The 17,951-nt window shown below is 41.2% G+C and carries 20 protein-coding genes; all 20 read right to left on the reverse strand.

Annotated features, from left to right (window positions below; all coding sequences use genetic code 11):
- Nucleotides 1-65: 65 nt before the first annotated feature.
- Nucleotides 66-4,223 carry a TipJ family phage tail tip protein gene (locus tag FEE42_RS12820; protein WP_237184477.1) on the reverse strand — a complete coding sequence of 1,386 codons (4,158 nt, stop codon included), beginning with the start codon at nt 4,221-4,223 and terminating at the stop codon, nt 66-68.
- Between the two features lie 252 nt (nt 4,224-4,475).
- On the reverse strand, nt 4,476-5,120 hold the full coding sequence (locus FEE42_RS04335) for a tail assembly protein (protein WP_164027789.1): 645 nt from the start codon (nt 5,118-5,120) through the stop codon (nt 4,476-4,478).
- Between the two features lie 57 nt (nt 5,121-5,177).
- The gene (locus FEE42_RS12825; protein ID WP_237184478.1) at nt 5,178-6,032 is read right to left on the reverse strand and encodes a P22AR C-terminal domain-containing protein; all 855 of its coding nucleotides are present in this window, start codon (nt 6,030-6,032) and stop codon (nt 5,178-5,180) included.
- Nucleotides 6,033-6,365: 333 nt separating this feature from the next.
- A complete protein-coding gene (locus FEE42_RS04350) occupies nt 6,366-6,791 on the reverse strand; it encodes a hypothetical protein (RefSeq protein ID WP_164027790.1) in 426 nt (141 codons plus the stop codon).
- Between the two features lie 154 nt (nt 6,792-6,945).
- Nucleotides 6,946-7,131, reverse strand: a complete 186-nt coding sequence (locus tag FEE42_RS04355) for a hypothetical protein (RefSeq protein WP_077582646.1) — start codon at nt 7,129-7,131, stop codon at nt 6,946-6,948.
- Nucleotides 7,132-7,273: 142 nt separating this feature from the next.
- On the reverse strand, nt 7,274-7,435 hold the full coding sequence (locus FEE42_RS04360) for a hypothetical protein (RefSeq protein ID WP_160193526.1): 162 nt from the start codon (nt 7,433-7,435) through the stop codon (nt 7,274-7,276).
- Between the two features lie 245 nt (nt 7,436-7,680).
- Nucleotides 7,681-8,418, reverse strand: a complete 738-nt coding sequence (locus FEE42_RS04365; protein WP_164027791.1) for a C40 family peptidase — start codon at nt 8,416-8,418, stop codon at nt 7,681-7,683.
- A 5-nt stretch (nt 8,419-8,423) separates the two neighbouring features.
- Entirely contained in the window at nt 8,424-9,137 is a 714-nt protein-coding gene (locus tag FEE42_RS04370) for a phage minor tail protein L (protein ID WP_164027792.1), read from the reverse strand.
- 3 nt (nt 9,138-9,140) lie between these two features.
- Nucleotides 9,141-9,293 (reverse strand): hypothetical protein, encoded by a 153-nt coding sequence (locus tag FEE42_RS12610; protein ID WP_167367158.1) that lies wholly within the window; start codon nt 9,291-9,293, stop codon nt 9,141-9,143.
- Between the two features lie 127 nt (nt 9,294-9,420).
- Nucleotides 9,421-12,738 (reverse strand): tape measure protein, encoded by a 3,318-nt coding sequence (locus FEE42_RS04375; protein WP_164027793.1) that lies wholly within the window; start codon nt 12,736-12,738, stop codon nt 9,421-9,423.
- 15 nt (nt 12,739-12,753) lie between these two features.
- Nucleotides 12,754-13,083, reverse strand: coding sequence for a phage tail protein (locus FEE42_RS04380; RefSeq protein WP_164027794.1), 330 nt, complete (start codon nt 13,081-13,083; stop codon nt 12,754-12,756).
- Nucleotides 13,084-13,152: 69 nt separating this feature from the next.
- Entirely contained in the window at nt 13,153-13,515 is a 363-nt protein-coding gene (locus FEE42_RS13060) for a phage tail assembly chaperone (RefSeq protein WP_164028808.1), read from the reverse strand.
- The gene (locus FEE42_RS04390) at nt 13,491-13,895 is read right to left on the reverse strand and encodes a hypothetical protein (protein ID WP_164027795.1); all 405 of its coding nucleotides are present in this window, start codon (nt 13,893-13,895) and stop codon (nt 13,491-13,493) included. The genes FEE42_RS13060 and FEE42_RS04390 overlap by 25 nt, the downstream gene beginning before the upstream one ends.
- Before the next feature lie 66 nt (nt 13,896-13,961).
- Nucleotides 13,962-14,972: a phage tail tube protein gene (locus tag FEE42_RS04395; RefSeq protein WP_164027796.1), complete on the reverse strand. Its 1,011-nt coding sequence runs from the start codon at nt 14,970-14,972 to the stop codon at nt 13,962-13,964.
- Nucleotides 14,973-14,981: 9 nt separating this feature from the next.
- A complete protein-coding gene (locus FEE42_RS04400) occupies nt 14,982-15,374 on the reverse strand; it encodes a phage tail terminator-like protein (protein ID WP_164027797.1) in 393 nt (130 codons plus the stop codon).
- Nucleotides 15,374-15,772 (reverse strand): HK97 gp10 family phage protein, encoded by a 399-nt coding sequence (locus FEE42_RS04405; protein ID WP_164027798.1) that lies wholly within the window; start codon nt 15,770-15,772, stop codon nt 15,374-15,376. Before FEE42_RS04405 ends, FEE42_RS04400 begins: the two co-directional genes overlap by 1 nt.
- Entirely contained in the window at nt 15,772-16,155 is a 384-nt protein-coding gene (locus tag FEE42_RS04410; protein WP_164027799.1) for a hypothetical protein, read from the reverse strand. Before FEE42_RS04410 ends, FEE42_RS04405 begins: the two co-directional genes overlap by 1 nt.
- Before the next feature lies 1 nt (nt 16,156).
- On the reverse strand, nt 16,157-16,597 hold the full coding sequence (locus FEE42_RS04415) for a DnaT-like ssDNA-binding protein (protein ID WP_164027800.1): 441 nt from the start codon (nt 16,595-16,597) through the stop codon (nt 16,157-16,159).
- Nucleotides 16,575-16,931, reverse strand: a complete 357-nt coding sequence (locus FEE42_RS04420; RefSeq protein WP_164027801.1) for a HeH/LEM domain-containing protein — start codon at nt 16,929-16,931, stop codon at nt 16,575-16,577. The genes FEE42_RS04415 and FEE42_RS04420 overlap by 23 nt, the downstream gene beginning before the upstream one ends.
- Nucleotides 16,932-16,982: 51 nt before the next feature.
- Nucleotides 16,983-17,930: a major capsid protein gene (locus FEE42_RS04425; protein WP_164027802.1), complete on the reverse strand. Its 948-nt coding sequence runs from the start codon at nt 17,928-17,930 to the stop codon at nt 16,983-16,985.
- Between the last annotated feature and the right edge of the window lie 21 nt (nt 17,931-17,951).

Genomic DNA, 17,951 nt, shown 5'->3' on the forward strand with positions numbered 1-17,951 from the left:
CCCCAACAGTTTTCACTATCAGGGTCGGATTTAAAAATTTAACCGCACTTTGGTGCGGTCTGGTTTTACACTTTAATTAAAAGTTTTGAAGTAGAATAGAGGATTGTTGTAATCAACGGCTTGTCTAGACTTTGTTCGTTCTTAGCCCATGCCAATAACTTTATATTTAATTGCTGATTTTCATTTAGAATGAATGTCGTATTGGTCACTTTCGAGAAACTTCCATTTGCAAGATGAGATAAATTTCCTCTTTTGTACAAAGTTAAATTCTCATTTTCTCCCATGTGGCTGTAGTCCGATGTAGTAATATTAAACGGAACTTGCACCCATCGTTTTGCACCAGAAGGCAAAATATTGATTTTTGCTTCATATGCATAGTAATAATGACGGTCTATCGTCCCTGTACTATTTTCAGTATTAAAATGTACTCTTCTATTAAGAGCCTTCCATTTATCAACTAACAATGTTTCATAGATATTACCACCCACTAATTGACTTATTCTTAGCGAACCAGTGAATTCACCTGTTATCCCCTCAATCCTTGCCCCTTTTATCAATCCTCCATTAATTGTTGAACCATTAATTGTTGTACCCGATACCACTCCGCCACGAATGTTATTCCCTTCAATAGTCGTCCCTGTGATTGTTCCAGCTGTCACTCGTCCTAAATTCGCACTAATCGCTGATAAACTCGATATATTGAGTTTATCCGCAGTCAATGTCTTAGAGACAACATGCGAGGCATTGATACTGCCTGCTGCCATATTTCGAGCGACGATAGTACCGGCTGCGATCTGATTGCTTGTAATCGTATTGGAAGCAATTTGTTGCGCGGTGATGGTGTTTGTGACAATCGAGCCACCGTGAATCGCCGTTACACCGGCATTTTGCCAAGCAGACGGCTCTTTAGTATGTGCTGTGCATTCCTCAAGCATAGGGCGAGCCACGAACATCCAAGCCCCATTAGGATTAGACTTATCACCATCATAAAAGAAAAAGAATACATCAAGACTAACCGCCTTAGGAGGGGCTTGAAACTTAATAAATACTCTTTTGGCATTATTAATACCTTGAAAGCTATACCTGTTACTAAAACCTTCTTTTTTATTTAATAAATATTCTCCATTAGCCCCTCTTACATCAATATATATTTCTACTCTTTTACAACTATGATTACCCATATACGCTGAAATCATATACCAATGACCTGCATTAATAGCCACATTTTGATGTATTCCACATCTTGAATCGTTACGATTAGTTATTTTATTATGCCACCTTAAAACATTTTCATTTTTTAAATATCCACCTAATTTAAATTCAGTATCTTGCCTACAATATCTTTCTCCTTTCTTATCTTCAGGAACACCTTTCTCAGTAGCAGTCCATCCATCAGGAACACCTTTTGTAGGATTTGCAAAAATCGGGTTATACAACAAATTCCCACCCAACCCAATCGCTAACTTATCCGCTGTTAATTCACCTGCGGCAACGTGACTTGCACGAACCGCACCGGCTTGTAATGCTGCCGTGCTGACGGAATCCGCCGCCATTTTGTCCGCCGTCACAATATTGGCACCTAAGTGTTGAGTGCCGATAACATTTGCACCGATTTGTTGTGCAGTGAGGGTGCCGGTGAGCTGTTTTGTCGGGATTTGTAATTTCCCAACATCAATGCTGTTGTCAACATACTTGGTTCCATTCCACGTGTACAACTTGCCGTCAGTGGTGTTATGGACTTGGTTATAGCCTGCAAACTCATTAACGTTTAATCCCGTCACCGTTTTGATTAGCTCAAGATTGCGTGCCGGCAATGCGGTATCAATCACTTCATTGACGATATTTTGTGACAACTTTTCATTAAGTAGCGCTAATTCTTCGTCAATATCGACCGCACTTTCCGCCCTTAAGCCTGATTGTTGATAAAACGGGCCGACATTAATGCCACGGGTATGACGCAACCAATAGTAACGCACTTGTTTTGCGCCCACTTCGTGGGTGTACATTCGAGCGGTGACTTTTGCAATACGTTTTGCAGTTTGAATATCGTCCGTTTCTGCTGCAAAAATTTCTGTAGCTGTCGCGTCATTTATCCAATCCCACTCAAGCGTGATATTGCCTAAACCGCCAGTTACCCGCACGCCTGTTGGTGCCGGTGGGCGGTCAATAATAAAGTCCTGTGTACGTTCGTTGAGTAACTGACCTTTTTCGTTTCTTGCACGAATCACGACAAGATATTCACCGTTAGCAAGATTGCTTAAATCCAGTTCCGGTGATTTTAATCCAAGTCGAACATCAAAAAGATTATCGCCCTTATAGATTAAAATATCATATTTCACCAAGCCGTTTCCGCCACTCACATCGGCATTAATGCCAATACTGCCGTCAGGATTGGTGATGATTTGAATATCATTTACTTTAGGCACGGCAAGGATACTGCTCGCTTTCGGTTCAAAGATTGCGCCGTTATCCACTATCGCTTCTTTTTGTGGCTCGTGTTGCAAGGCAACAATGGTATATTTGCCTTTGTCTTGCTCTTTCACACTTAAGGCACGAAATAATTGTGTGTTAATTCGTTGCGTGGTGAGCGACCAAACACCATATTCCATCAAGCCGGTCGGTTCAGTATCGAGGGTGATTTCCGCCCCATTCACCGACAAAATTTTAATATCTTGGTGTTTGGCCTGGGCGTTGATGTAGGTAAAGTAACTATTTGCCGTGATGTCGATTTCACGATCTAACGTGACGTTCCTACCGTCAATGTTTAATACCCGCCCACCGATATTGGTGCCGGCATAATCAATATCCGCCACTTTGATAATATCGCCCGGAATGTGCATTAACCCTTCCGTTCCGACAGTAAACGTCACGGTTTTGGTTTCCAGTTTTTCGGTCTGTAATAACCATAAGCCGGTGCGATGTGCTTGGCCACGGGAAGTACAACCAAACGCGGTGATTTTCTTCACGTTTAAACCATTTTTTCGGATTGCTTCATCATCCGATACATATTCAATGGTTTTTTCATAAGCATTGTCTTTATCTGCATATTCCACTTGGATCGCATTATGACGGGCTTTTTTGGCTGAAAAGGTGTAAGTAAACTCACCGTTTTCAACATTCGCATTGGTGTAAGTCCACACCGGATCGGACGGACGATCCATTACAACCGTGAGTTCTCGCCCATTCCACACAGGCATCGCACGAAAAATAGAGCAAATGTCATTAATGACATCATAAGCCGGTCGCTGGTCGGTGAGCCACGCATTACAGGTAAAACGAGGTTCTTTGCCGCCAAAACCATCGGGAACAAGCTGATCGCAATATTGCGCCACTTGATACAACGCCCATTTATCCGCACCAAACTCCCCCAAACGGCCGCCTAAACCATAACGTTTGTTTGTGACTACATCGTACAACACCCAAGCCGGATTATCCGACCACGCCAGTTTAAACGTGCCGTCCCACATACCGCGATATTGTCGGGTTTTCGGATCGTAATTTGACGGGACTTTGACCTTAATCCCTTTAACATCATAAGTGCGGTTAGGAATATTCGAGAAATATTCCGAATCAAATTTCACCCCGATTAATGCGGTGTTCGGATAAGTAAATTCCGTATCGATAATTTCCGTGTAACTCGCCCATACCGTGTTATTTTGCACCCGTTGTGATTTGCTATCCTCTGTGTTTCGTTCAACACGAATAGTAAAGGGCACCGCAGGCAAACCAGAAAACGTATGTTGCTGTAAATACTGTGAACTGTATTTGCCACTAATCGTTATTGTATAGCTTTGATTGCCGATATAGACCGTCAAATTCACGGTTGCCCCGTTTGTATCACCCTGATCGTTTTGGTGAAACAGTGATTGAACACCAAGGGTTAAACGCAAACGGGAGACTTTGCTATCGGTTATCGTGCGGGTAATCGGTGTGGTTTTCCGCACTTGTGTCCCCACCGAGATTTCTTTTTCTGACGTATTGAAACCGGGAATAATCCCTTGAACCTGTGAGCCTACCCGCCCTTCAAGTTGAACATTGCTGAAATTGTAAGAATCATCCTGATTTTGAATTGGGGTATTATCAAGATAGACGGATTTCATCCCGTCTGCTAAGCCTGCAATTTCCCCTTCTGAAATAATTTCAACGATTTTGACAAGCTGCTTACTGCGTCCGCTTTCTTTTGCTTCAACCGGTGTACGTCCGCCACCGCCGCCTTTACCCATAATTCACTCCTATTTTTTCCAATCTTTAATCACGGCAAGAATATTCGGCAAACGCCAAATAAAAATAAGAAAAGCAACACCTAGAATTGTTTGTAAGAAACCATATTCCATTATAAACTCCTTGATAAAAGGAATGATTGTTGTAAAATTATCCAAAGTTTATGTCCTCTTAGGGTAAGTAAGTGGATATGAAAAACCCCGAAAGCGGCAAACTTTCGGGGTTTGTTTTATATTGAGTTAAGTTTTTTCCGCCTATCTTCTAAATCTGCGTCTGCCGCTATTTTGTTCCGGTGTTGCCACATCAACATCCATCGTTTCAATACCTTGTGAAATGATCAATGAACCTGTTCTAATTCGTCCGTAAGCGAGTGGCATAGGTTTTCCTTGTGCTGCCATATTAGATAAGCTTGAAAATGATGTTGAATTTTTCTTCTCCGATTCTGACTTTCCAATATCCATTGATGGCATTTTAGTAAGCATTTGGCTCACTCCACTTAGGATCATTGACGCCCCAGCCATAAATGCCATTGTCGCCATACCGTAACCACTTGCACCTAAATATGCCCAACCTGCCGCACCACCTGCATACCAAGAGGCGGCAATTAATACCGCACCGACTACAATATTGAATATCCCCGCTCTTTTTGCACCTTTCAGTACCGGTGTAAAACAAACTGACATTCCCTCTTTTAACTGATAGAACATTCCCTTTTCTAAATAGCGGCGATCAAGATAGTCTTTGCCAATCCGCACTTTAAATAAGCCTTGCTGTAAAAATTGGCGTAAATTCGGAATCTGACAGGTTAAAGCACGGATAATTTCTGCCGTATTGTTTACCTCTAAATTAAACTCAGTGCCAAACTGTTTAAGGGCACCGTAAAATCTAACTTTGACCATTGTTTAAATCTCCATAAAAAAACCGCACATGAAAGTGCGGTCGGTTTTGAATAAGTTTTAGAATCCGCCTAGTCGGTGCTTTGGTCTGAGAATATCGTTATCCCGAATGGTTGGAAGAACTCGGTTCCAGTTTTCATCGCCCCACATTTCGACTTTAAAGTCGGCAGTGAGCTTTTGAATTAGCGGTTGATGTCGGCGTAACATTGAACCATATTCGCTCACGATACTGTGTGCTTGTGCTGCAAACTTGGATTGAATGTTATCAAGTGCCGGAATGAGATAGTTTGTAAATTCCACACACTTGACGAGAGCGAACCAGTCCCAAGCAATCTCTTGTAAATCGTGTTCGGCAAGTTCAAAAGAATAATGCTCGTTTTTCTTTTGTTCGATTAATTCCCCCTCAAGTGCTATTTTATGCACATATTCCACCGCACTTTGTAATTTGTCTGCCGGAATATCTTCTATGCTTTCTACGTTCATATATTGATGAACAAGATTATAGGCTTCGGAATAAATCAATCCTTTTTTACTCACCAACATATTTACAGCATTACGTAAGCCTGTGCGTTCATCTACTGTGGTTTTGTGTTCGTATTTTCCCGTTTTGCGAATTTGTGGTAGCACTTCTTCAAATACCCAATTCTGGAATGTTTCAGCTTCAGGTTTATTAGATCTAAAAATAACACGGTAAAGATTAGGTTCATTGATAAAGATCATTTCTTGATCTCCACCATTTGAAGGGGTGGAAAGTTTTTCCACTCCTTTCGGATTGAACTTGAATTTAGACACAGATCTGTTTCCCAATCCCAAGACAGTTGCAACGTCTAAAAGACAGAAGAATGGCTCTTGATTAAGGACATTAATACGAACAGGGAAAGAGTGAAAGTTAAATGTAGATAGTACGGTTTTCATATAAGCATTTCCTTTTGAGAGAAATCCCGATAATTCGGGCGGTCGAGAGCTCAAAACTCGTGCTTAATCGAGCGGAGTTATTCCCTTTCGGTATTTTATTCCTCGCACTCTCGACCATTGGTTTAGATTATTGTTTTTTTGTACCATTAATTCTGTGGTAAAGAGAAAGAGATCACAAATTTCAGATACAAAAAAATCACGCTGACGGGGTGAATAACCGTTAAGCAAAAAGGCTTTTGAGACCTTGAAAAGGATAATAATAAAAAAAGCCTGCTTTGTAAACAGGCTTCTGGAAATTTTTAGTATGTTCAGGATTTTTATCATGTCAACAACTTACATAGGTAATAATCGAGGTCTGCGCCATGGTCCAAGACTGATTCTAAAAATATTATCCTTATCTTTTTTGATAACCTGTTTTTCCACTGCCGGATTAAATTGACCACCGCACAATCCACGTCCGTATGGGTCGCCAATGACAGAAAAATTATACTCGCCCTCTGGAATATAAAAATCTGCTTTTTCTTCTGGATCAAATCTTGCTAATAGCGTTTGGCGATACATTACACCTAAATAACATCCTCCACCTTGAAAACCCGCATCACGTATAATAGTTACTTTGGCATAATCAGGGTTATATTCTCCCATCGCCAAAATTCGATCTGATGGTACTTGTTTCGCTTTTTGTAATACAACAGGAGATGTTCCTACGCATCCGGTTAATAAAACACAAGCTAATCCAATCAACAATAATTTTTTCATTTTAAGATCTCCATACAGATAAAAAGAAACCGCATTTTATAAAGTTGATTTTACTTTTTCCGCGATCTAGATCACAACATAGGAAAAAAGAGCCAACTGGTTGATTGTTTGGGTAATTTTTAATCAAGACACTCTGTATGTAACTTTTCCTCTTTTATCCTTGACGTAACGTCAAGATAAAATCTGATAGCGCCTTTAAAAAGTTTGGTGATACCCATAACAACGCAATAATAAAAACGAAAATAAGGAATAAATAAGCAAAGGTACGTGCCTTATGGGAGCGATCAATCACTTCTAGCATTTTACAAATTCCTTCCATTAAGTTAAAATCTATCTGCATTGACGGCATTCTCCGCTAATGTTGTTATACTTAATCAAAATTGCTCCTTATGTTGCTTAACTAGGAATAAGGGGTATAAAAACCGAGAGTTCGCCGCTCTCGGTTTTTTGTTTTTCCAATTACGTTGCATCAGTATTTTTCTTCATTTTAGTGCCTTAATTAAATTTGCTATGGCATTTAGTAATTTAGGGAAAACAAATACTAAGATAGGAACCGTCACTGCAAAACTTATTTGCCATAAACCATATTCCATAATTAACTCCTTGAGTAATTGAGAGATAACGTTTAAAATATCACCATTCATATAAATTCCTTAGTTTATGTGTTTGTCTTTGGATAAGGGCTTATCCATCGCTTAAGAAGTAAAATTTTTAAACCCCCTGAACATTGCCGTGTTCGGGGTTTTGTTTTTTCCGATTACGTTGCTTTATTATTGCAACATTGATTTTGTGAGAAGAGAGGAAGGAGTTCCACACCATCACGTTGTGAGAAGTATTTTCACAATTTAATCTCAGAATTTCTTTTAAAGTACTTTAAAGAATGGCTTAGTTAAAACAAACTCATTAAAACCGCTTCAAAATTAAGACTATCAGCGAGTTTATGTCGCCACATACTATGTGTATGTTTAAACCAATAACCATCATAAAGATCACGTTTTGATAAGCGTTTTGGGGCGTGATGTAATACCATTTGATCACCGATATAAATCGCGGCGTGATTCGGCACATCTGCTCCCACCTGAATTAAAATGACATCACCGATTTGTAATGCGTGTTGGTCGGTGATTCGCTCAAATCCTTCCTTTTCGATATTATCGAGATAAAGATTAAAGCCATCTTCCCACCAGTAATCATCACGCTCATAATTCTGCATTTCATAACCCGCAAGGCGATAAAAATCACGATAGAGCGTATAGCAATCCATTTTTCCATGTTCAAACTCACGCCCGATAAGCATTGGGATTTTTGGGAAAAGGTGAATTTGCCCGTCACACACAAGCCAAAAATCCAGTTGGCTATAAAGCTGTGTTTGTAAATCTGCTTGGGATAGCAAAGGCTTGCCATTCGGGTGAGAATGAACCAAGGCGACAATCTCGCCCATCTCTTCCGCTTTGAGATAATCATCCGGTGAAATTTCAAAATGATTTTCTTTGTCTTCCGCCACATTCTCACAAGGGAAAAAGTGCGGTTGATTTTCACCCCGTTTTAAAACAACAAAACCGCACATTTCGTGCGGCTCTTGTGATTTTGCGTAAGCGATAATTTCACTTTTTAATTTTTCATCCATCGTCTCTACCCCAGTTTATTGACCGACACAAATCCACCATAATTACGGGTGTTATTGCGAAGTTTGCAGCCGGTGAGCAAGCCGCTACATTTGTCTTTTTTCGGATCGGTTGTGGGTTGATCTTTTTCATCCGCCACCGCCGGCCCTGTATAACCACACTCAACGCCACGATATACCCAACAACAGGTTGTCGTAATCATTCGTGCGCCAATGAGCGCATTATCCGTTTCACTTGGCAATGCTAAAGTAAATTGCGCAATATCACGTTTAAGCGATGAGAGCTGTTCAATCACAAAATAGCTTAATGCCTCTTGTGTGGGGTCGGCTTGTTTGTTGCCGTTTGTAAAATTGACTGCATCAAGATAATGCATATAGACTAAACGTCGGCGTACAATAGCCCCCAAACATTGATCGAACCGATTACAAAGTGCGGTCAAAAATCCATTAATATTGGCAAGGGTGAGTGTTGGGCGGTTGCTTGGACCCTGCCCCGACATTTCAAATCCTTCCGCTTTCACACCAAAAGGATTGTAAGTTTTGCCCTGCCATACTATCGGCTGCGAGTGTTCGTTTTTGCCGGCATAAAAGCGATACAGTTCGCCGTTTATGCCATCTGCATCTTTCAAGCCACGGAGATCGACTTCAAATAATTCAATTAACGCATTTTGCTCAAGTTTGGCAAGGTCGAGTTTAAATTGGTTGGAAATAAGATTTGGCATAATTTACCACCAACGAATTGCATTAATTAAATTAGGCAACACCCAAACCATTCCGAAAATAAAACTTAACGTCACAACAACATAAGCAAAACGGCGGGCAATTGGGTCTTTTGAAATAACTTCTAGCATTTTCGCCACCTCTATATTAAAATTCATTCAGTTTGTTTCCTCTTTGTATGGAAAGTTGGAAATAAGAAACCCCGACAGGTTGCCGCCTATCGGGGTTTGTTTTTTTTGACTTAAAACACAAAAGTGCGGTCAAATTAAAGGTCAATTTTGCATATTAAGCAAAGGCACCACCAGGCCTAAAATTTGTGGTAATTGCGTTATTGGCGGCTCTTTCGGCAATATCCGTCATTGTTTTGAGCAGTTCAACGGTAATTTCTAAACCGTTATCAGTCTGTTTGCTTTCTACTTTGGCATTTGCCGCTTCACCGTTATTAATCACATTCACTTTGATATTAGTCTGTCCATTAGTTTGATGTACCGTTGGCACGCCAACACCGCCACCATTAGCAAAGCCACGAGGTTTTGAACGGGATTGATAATTGAGGTAATCAAGGTATTCAATACCCAATCGGCTTGTTGCTTCTTTGGTGATGACATATTCACCACGATGTACAATGCCAGCCGGTTGGTATTTGCCGCCTAAGCCGGTAAAACCACCTTCATCAAAACCAACCAGTCCGCCGATATAACGCATATCCGGTGAAGTTACCTCTCCCCCACCACTTTTCCCTGCACCAAACATAGATGAAACCGTATTAAAGATCATCATTTTAATCGTCATTTGGATAATATCTTTGATGATAGATTTCGCTAACGAGCCAAAATCTGCTTTCCCTGTCATTACAAGATCGGTTAAAGCATCTGACATTCCATTAAACGCATTTAATGTGATGTTGGAGACATTTCCCATGATATTTTCAGCATCTTTACCGAATTTAGCAAATCCGTCACGCAAGCCTGCAATCGGATCTTTTTGCTTCTCTTTTTTGAGTTTTTGAATTTCCTCATAATTTTTCTTAGCCGCTTCACCTTCGGCAAGTAATTTTTGAACGTATTCGTCACTCATTCCGATAGAAAGCTGCTTAATTTCCTGATCGATTTTTCGGTAATAATTAAGCCGCTCTTGTTCTTCAGACGTTTTGTTTAATAAATTCGCTTCAAACTGCATTTGTTCAAATTCGTCTTTTTTATTAAACGCATACTGAGAAACTTGTTTTGCCATATTGGCTTTATCCGATTCTTTCGCCAGTTTTTTAAGCTGTTCAATTTGAGCCGTAGTCATATTTTTAAAGGTTTCACGATCGGTTTTCAGTTTTTCCATTAACTGATCGTATTCTTTATAAATACTCACGCCACCGTATTGTGCAATGCTGGCAGATTCTGCTTTTAATTGGGCGATTTGCGAGGTGTAGTCGTTATACATATCACCAAAGCGATCGGTTTTGCTGCCGGAACCTTTATGTTTACCGCCGCCCTGCATATTTTGGAGGAGATTTTTATCTCTCTCACTTTCCCATAATGCCTTTTTTTCGTCCTCCGTTAAATCCTTTTGGTGGAGTAAGGCAAGATCTGCTTGATATGCTGCCTTTTTCTTTGGGTCTTTGGTTTGTAAAATTTTCTTACTCAGATCATTTTTCTTGATCAAGTTCTGTACTTTCTCGCCGATTGCAGGGGTATCACCGGGCAATCCGGCCATTGCCGCTTTGAATAATGCCACGTTACCGATAGCATTACCGATACTGCTGGTAAGTGATGAAAATACACCGCTTAAATTACTCACCAACTGTGAGGATGTGGGGATAAGGTTGTTGAGTTCAGCGGCGGACATATTGAGTTTTTTAAAATCAATATCCGCCGCATTAACTTTCATACCTAAGGCATCGTATTTAGCTTGCAATCCTTGTAGAGCTAATTCGTTATCATTGAAATATCCGGTTGTATTTTTTAGCACCGTATTTAATACATCCGCAGTTGCGCCATAGTTTTTAAGACGTTGTTCAATTTCGCCATAACTTGCCCCTTGTTTAATCATTGCTTTAGATAACGCTTCAAACTGTACCATTTGGTGGACAATATCACGATCTAAGATTTCCCTTGCTACTTTGGCATCATCTTTGATTTTTTGTAGTCCTTCTAGCGTTGGAGCAAGCCAACTATTGTGATCAAATCTTGCTTGGGCATTTTGGGCTTCTTGTGCTAGCAAGCGTACTTGATCCCGTTGTTTTTTTATTTGTTCGGCGTGTTCGGTAATTTTATTTCCAATTGCGGCAGCCGTTAAATCATCATATGAAACGGCAAGACGGTTATTCGCAGCCTCTAAGTCAAGGGCATTGGCACGGGCTTCTTGGGCTTTTTGTACAAAATAAAATAATGCACCGGCGGCAATAGTAATCACACCGGCAGGTCCGCCTAATAATCCCATTGCACCACCTAATACACGACTGCTAATCGAAACAGCTTGTTTTGAGGCGGCTAATTTTTGTGTTGCTACGGTTTCAGCATTGGTTAAAGCGATAATTCTTTGCGATTGTGCTGCCATTTGGTTGCGAATAACGCTTCTTGTTTGCTCTGATTGTGCTAATTTTAATGTTGCTGATAATGCTTGCATTTCAGCACGGGCAACCGCTAATTCTGCCGTTGCTTTGGTTTGAGCCGTTTGAGCCACCCTCAAATTTGCCATTGCCTGTTTTTGTGTCGCAACTGCCGAAACAAGCATTCCCTGAGTGTATTTCGCTAAATTCCCCAAGGCGACCGCACCAATCGCTAAAGCCAAATAATCAAAATTTTGGGCGAGAAAAGAAATCGTTTCGGCAAGGGTAGTAAAAACGCCGGTGCTATTGCTAAAATCATCCACAAATTTTAAAGTGGCGTTTTGCATTTGTTGCATTGCCTGCCCGAACGTTAACGGCATCTCTTCAAATTGTGCTGAAATACGTTTACTTGCGCCGGTAATGGCTTCAAACAACAATTGAGAGGTAATTTTTCCCTCAGAAGCTAATTCTTTAACCTCTGCTCGGGTTTTCCCCATATATTGAGCAACCACATCAAGGATAATTGGCGCACTTTCTGCAATCGTTCTAAATTCATCACCCTGTAATCGTCCTGAACCCAAGGCTTGTGATAATTGGAATAAGGCACTGGCTTGTTCTTGTGCACCCACACCGCCCACGGCCATTGCTTTATTGAGGGTTTCGGTAAAGGTGAGAATACGTTGTTGGCTGTAACCATAATCCTTTAATGCCCGAGCAGAGCGGGTATAAAGCGTGGTTGTGGCTTCAAGGCTGGCACGGGTTTGTTGTGCAATGTCGAATAACTGCTTATTTACGGCATTATATTCTTCCATTGAGCCGGTAACAAAACGCACTTGAGCATTGAGGGATTTCATCGTATCGGACATCTGAAGTAGCGAACTAATTCCCTGAATGCCAAATCCGACTGCCAATAACCGTTTTAGGTTATTCATCATTTTATTGAGACTTTCTACGGATTTTTCCGTTTGTCCGGCTTGTGTTTGAACACTTCGTAAATCCGCCCGTGCTTTTCCTGCCCCATCAGAGGTTAATTTAATAGCGAGAGTAGCGAAATCTGTCATATTGTTTTCCCTAAATTATGCAACCACCTCTTGGAAAGTAGCTGTTAAGACGGAAAATCCCTCTGAAATATCTACATCCCATTCTTCACAGCGGAATTTACTTTGTTTGTCTGAATATGGCGGTGTCCACAAAAATGCTTTATAACCGTTATGTTCCGTCAGAAATGAATCAATTTGATTGATGTAACTATTAATGCCTTTAAAAGAGACATCATAAGTGCGCAAATCATTATTGAGCCCTTTTGCAGTACGTTGTTCGTACCCATCACCAAATTTAAGAATATTGGTTTCAGGTTTAGCTTTGCGCTTCATATTCCATTGAGGAGGAAAGTTAAAGGTTTTCATTTTGTCCCCATAAAAAACCGCTCATTGCATTTACAGGCAAATAAGAAACCCAACCTTTTCAGATCGGGCTTAATCCGCATTAATTTGCAACCATAACATATCTAACTGCTTGATGACTTCTAGCTCCCATTTCTCAAGGTGTCGTTGGGTTAATCGACACCAAGATTCGATTTCAGCGTATAGAATGGGATTGCACGCCATACCATATTGGCGAGATAAGGCGATTTCATAGAAGTCATCAAGTAGATACCGTACTATTTCATTTGGCAACGGGTGATTCAGTTCGCTGAGTTCCGCCCCCGTTGCTTCTTGAATAGCTTGTAAATGTTCTCGATTGGTTGCATCAGATCCTTTTGGCTTTTTGTCTAATTCAAATTCGGATTTCGCATAGTCGAGTAAATCATCAACTAGGCTTTCAAGAAGTTTCCCAATTCATCTGAATGTTCAACAATTTGATCGCTCAACCAAGGGCAAGCCGTCAATAATTTGCGGGCGTTTTCAGGCGTAAATGCCATCTCTTCTTTACCCCATTTCACATTTTCCCAACCGGCAATTCGCACAAGGGCATTTTCTAATTTGCGATCTTCAAGTTCGCTTAATTCCACATATTTAGGTTTGCGGGTGCGACTGTTTTCAAATTCTTGCTTTTGGAGTTGGCGCAATTGGCTTGCCGTATATTTGCGAACCGGATCGCTTTCTGCACCGTAAACGTCAATAAATGCGCCGGTGCTATCACCAGTAACCGGGTGTAAAACTTCAAAGCGGAAAGTATTTTGTGCGGTTGAGTGAATATCTAATTTAGAAAAATCCATTATGTTATCCTTTTAAATAATGAGAAATAAAAGGCGGTACGAAAGCCGCCTGTATGATAAAGTTAATTAAGCTAAGGTATCTTGAATGATTAGTGTTGTCGGCTTTTTCAAGACATCATCAATGCTGCTTTCCGAATCATAAACGGCAGGAAAAGCGTCAAAATTTAATGTCTGAATCAAATTTTTCGCGCCATCGTCCACATCAACACTCGTCGCTTTAATGCCCGGTAGAATGAATGTCATATAATCAGAACCGTCTTCTGTTTCCGCATCCATTCGCAAAGCTAATGAAAGATTTTGCCCACGGCGTACAGCTTCGATCATAGATTTATCCTGTAAATACATCGTGAAAGAGCCACTAATGGCAATCGTGCCGATAAAGACATCCGGTGCAAATTTCGCCCCTAATACCGGTTCACTTGAGGCGTTTAAATCAATATCAATTTTGCACCCGGTCACTAATGCCGCTTGTCGTCCACCAAGTAATAATTGACCGTTTACCCCGGCAAGTTTTGGGGATTGGGTAACCTCTGTCGCATTGGTGAAATAAGCGGTTTGACTTTCTTCCCCTCTTTGCCCCAAGAAAGTGACAGTAATAGAAGCAATTCCATTGGGTTGAATATCAATGCTGATTTTAGATACCCGGCAACCGGTATAAACTCGGCTTAGGTTAATATCCGTGAAAATATCTTCGATAGTAAAGCTATCCGTTGTGTGATTTCTCTCCGGAATCACCAAGATTTTCCCTTGTTTCTCCCCGGTACCATTTGAGGTTTTCTTGATAATAGGTGTTTTAGCCACCGTCCAATCACCCCGTAATGCGGCAGCCAAAAAGGCTGACCATTGACCTGCCGCCAACTCTCCTTTCAAATCTCCTTCGACTTTTTCAAACCCCACAATGGAAGGAGAACGCTGCATATTCTCGCGAATTTCTTCGCTTGAAAATGAATCGAAAACGGAGTTTAACGTGCTTTCTGTGCGAGGAATAATTTTTCCCGCAGTTTTTGTGGCGCGCGTACCAAAAACGGTTTCTTTGGCAAACGTAACTTTACGTTTTACGCCCTGTGCATTCGCCATATGTGCCTCCTAAAGCTCATAAGCCGTAAAATTAATAGTAATCGGTAATGCTAATTTGTCATCCGATAAAAAAACACCGCCAATTAAAGGCGGTGATAGAATAACAACCTGAACATTATCTTTGATAAAAGATTGACCGTAAAAATGCTTGCGAATTTGGCTTGCCCTTTCTTCAATATGTTGCGTACCGTTTCCGGCACTATAAAACAGCGTAACCTGCATAAAGCCTGTTTCTTTGCTGTGAGGTTTTGAAGAAATAGCGCCGGTTTGAGCAGTTGAAACCGTCAGCCAAACAGATTGATAAGGGAGCGTCGGTGTATTATTAATTCCTTCCCAAGCTGTGTTAAATTCGCCTAAACCTGCAAGATGTGTTTGTAAAATTGACCGCACTTTTGCTTTCATTAGAATTTCACCTTCTCTAGCCAGGATTTGGTTTCTTGTACAGAAATCCGAACCATCCCTTGCGGTGCTTGTTTTGAAAAACCATTCACCGTTTTTCCGGATGCTGATTTCGGTGGGTTAGGATAAAGTCCATATTCCAGTTGTGGTGCATAGGATTTATTCGTCCCTAAAAACCACGTATCACCAAATTTAACCGTTGCGACATCAACTTGACCGTCATAGGATGTAGGCAATGCGTTAATAGCTGACGTCCAACTGGCGCGCAACTGCCCTGAATCGACTGGCGTTTTAGCCTGTACCTTGGTGAGTAATTCCAGGGCTGTTTTACGCATCACCACATCGGCCTTTTGTTCCACCGTTCGAATGAATTTGCCTATATCAGCACTAAATGCCCCCACTATGCAGCCCTCCGCGCTTGGCATTGGTAAATAATGGCAACATTGGAGGGTTTGATAGGCTGGCAAGTAATAATCGTCCAAGTTTCCCCTTCAACACTCACCGTTGAGTGGATTTCCGGCTTTCCACTTTCAGTGATATACAACATTACATCACCTTGTTTCACCATTGCAGAAGCCCCTTTTCCCGAGCCATTACTTTGATAAGAAGGAAAATCATAAGCCAGATTGTCAAACAAGCAATAAGCTTTATTTGACGCCCGCCTTTTATTCAATATACCCCCGGTTTCCGGGTTATATAGTCCCTTACTTTCAGTCTTAACGACACAAGGTACACCGAACTGTTTGATAAGTTGTGTTGAAAGATGACTTAACCGTCCGTACATTTTACCCCCTTAACAACTCAACATATCCCGTTGATTCAGCTAAAAATTCCTTGAGTAAATATTTTACATACTCAAAACGATTGGCTTTTTGTTCAGGGATTTCGCCATAGCTCACCGAAATTGGCCCGACTTTTACACTCGACATCCTTTGCGCTTGGTTTTGGTTAAGATCTTCCTGCAATGCTAATTCGCACACCGCGTATTTGACAGCTTGCGGAATATCGGTTTGCGCTTTTCGAGGAAAACAACGAGGTTGTAGCGGATCGGCTTTTTCACCAGCGAAAGTGTAATAATGATCGAGAAAATCACTCGCACTCACTAATCGCCGTTTTTTGGTTTGCTCATCTAGCTCATCCCAAGTCTCAAAGGCAATGCGATTGACATGATAATGATCGGCATCCTCAAGGGTTACATAGCTGTCATTGGGTATTTTTAGGGTCATCTTGTTCCCCTTTTTCTACAGCAATCAATAAGGCAAGTAATTCATCTTTCTTCGCATTAGGTTCAAAGCTCACTTGAAGTGCGGTCAATTTTGCTTTGATTTCATCCACTTTCAATTTAGTGAGATCATCTTTTGGATCGCCGCCTTGCCCCAAATCAAACAACGGCAAGTGTTGATAACGTTCCGGCACTTCACCACAGACGGCATCGGCATTTTCCAGTGTGTCAGACGAATGATAAGCACCGACATTGCGCATAATTAATCCCTTTTCTTTCGCAAAGGCGATATTTGGAGCGGAAAAGTCACGGGTAAAATAAAGAATGCGTTTTTTCATAAAAATATTCCTTAAAATAAAACCGCCTGAAAATTCAGGCGGTTTTGTGGATTACTTAGTTTTGACTAATACACCTGCAGTGTCTTTATCAAAGGTCGCGGATTTCTCCCAGTTGGTTGATGTACCCAATGCGGTATCATTTGGTGATTTACCGCCGGCAGTCATATCCCATTTATAGCCGAGAATGCCTAAATTATAGGTCCATTCCGCTTGATAGGTCGCACCGATATTTTCCCCACCGACTTTCGGTAAAATCACACTGTTAAAGTCATTGTTACCACCGACTAAAATCGCATTTTCAACCAAGCCGAGAGTATTGTAAGAACCATCAGCATTCACTAATGCAGGGCTATCCGTGACGACAAAGACACGGCCAAACGGATCACGCACTACATTAATATTGTCGTAGTTGAATAAGCGTTCCGTATTGGTTAAAGCATTTTCAAACAATGTATGCAATGTTGTAGAGTGCATCACCCATGCTTTCAATGAGCCGGAGCGATCCCCGAATAGTGCTGCCCCTTTATTTAGGGTTCGGAACGTTGGCGATTGAGTTTTATCATCTAAGACAGTCTTGGCGTTGCCACCGATTGCCGCCACGCCACCTAACACGGCAGTGTTAAGCATATCGGCAAGGCGTGCTTTGGCTAACTGCTGACCGATAGTGATCGCCGCTAATTCCGGATTTTTTAAGATCCAGTGATATTGCTGCGGTTCATATTCAAGCGGTGGCGTACCAGCAGCGACTTTTACCGCTACGTTGAGCAATTGCTCAAGGCGCTTAGCTTCCACTGTACCCTGTCCATAAGCATTACGGCGGCGGACAAGACCAGCGACTGCTTTAAAGCTCGCACGAATATCAAAATCACCTTCAACCGGTGCATTTTGTAACACAATTGTTCCACCGGAGGCTTTATTGAATTTATCAATATCTTGATCAACCGTTTCGGTCAAAGCAAGTTGGGTTTGTTTATTAAAAACCTGTAAATCAAAAGACATCTTTTCTTTCTCCTAAAAAAA

The organism is Rodentibacter caecimuris (assembly GCF_010587025.1).
Lineage (GTDB): Bacteria > Pseudomonadota > Gammaproteobacteria > Enterobacterales > Pasteurellaceae > Rodentibacter > Rodentibacter caecimuris.

Coding starts and splice junctions, on each gene's coding strand:
- FEE42_RS12820 (WP_237184477.1), bottom strand. CDS start 4,223: ATGGGTAAAGGCGGCGGTGGCGGACGTACACCGGTTGAAGCAAAAGAA.
- FEE42_RS04335 (WP_164027789.1), bottom strand. CDS start 5,120: ATGGTCAAAGTTAGATTTTACGGTGCCCTTAAACAGTTTGGCACTGAG.
- FEE42_RS12825 (WP_237184478.1), bottom strand. CDS start 6,032: ATGAAAACCGTACTATCTACATTTAACTTTCACTCTTTCCCTGTTCGT.
- FEE42_RS04350 (WP_164027790.1), bottom strand. CDS start 6,791: ATGAAAAAATTATTGTTGATTGGATTAGCTTGTGTTTTATTAACCGGA.
- FEE42_RS04355 (WP_077582646.1), bottom strand. CDS start 7,131: ATGCAGATAGATTTTAACTTAATGGAAGGAATTTGTAAAATGCTAGAA.
- FEE42_RS04360 (WP_160193526.1), bottom strand. CDS start 7,435: ATGAATGGTGATATTTTAAACGTTATCTCTCAATTACTCAAGGAGTTA.
- FEE42_RS04365 (WP_164027791.1), bottom strand. CDS start 8,418: ATGGATGAAAAATTAAAAAGTGAAATTATCGCTTACGCAAAATCACAA.
- FEE42_RS04370 (WP_164027792.1), bottom strand. CDS start 9,137: ATGCCAAATCTTATTTCCAACCAATTTAAACTCGACCTTGCCAAACTT.
- FEE42_RS12610 (WP_167367158.1), bottom strand. CDS start 9,293: ATGAATTTTAATATAGAGGTGGCGAAAATGCTAGAAGTTATTTCAAAA.
- FEE42_RS04375 (WP_164027793.1), bottom strand. CDS start 12,738: ATGACAGATTTCGCTACTCTCGCTATTAAATTAACCTCTGATGGGGCA.
- FEE42_RS04380 (WP_164027794.1), bottom strand. CDS start 13,083: ATGAAAACCTTTAACTTTCCTCCTCAATGGAATATGAAGCGCAAAGCT.
- FEE42_RS04390 (WP_164027795.1), bottom strand. CDS start 13,895: ATGGATTTTTCTAAATTAGATATTCACTCAACCGCACAAAATACTTTC.
- FEE42_RS04395 (WP_164027796.1), bottom strand. CDS start 14,972: ATGGCGAATGCACAGGGCGTAAAACGTAAAGTTACGTTTGCCAAAGAA.
- FEE42_RS04400 (WP_164027797.1), bottom strand. CDS start 15,374: ATGAAAGCAAAAGTGCGGTCAATTTTACAAACACATCTTGCAGGTTTA.
- FEE42_RS04410 (WP_164027799.1), bottom strand. CDS start 16,155: ATGTACGGACGGTTAAGTCATCTTTCAACACAACTTATCAAACAGTTC.
- FEE42_RS04415 (WP_164027800.1), bottom strand. CDS start 16,597: ATGACCCTAAAAATACCCAATGACAGCTATGTAACCCTTGAGGATGCC.
- FEE42_RS04420 (WP_164027801.1), bottom strand. CDS start 16,931: ATGAAAAAACGCATTCTTTATTTTACCCGTGACTTTTCCGCTCCAAAT.
- FEE42_RS04425 (WP_164027802.1), bottom strand. CDS start 17,930: ATGTCTTTTGATTTACAGGTTTTTAATAAACAAACCCAACTTGCTTTG.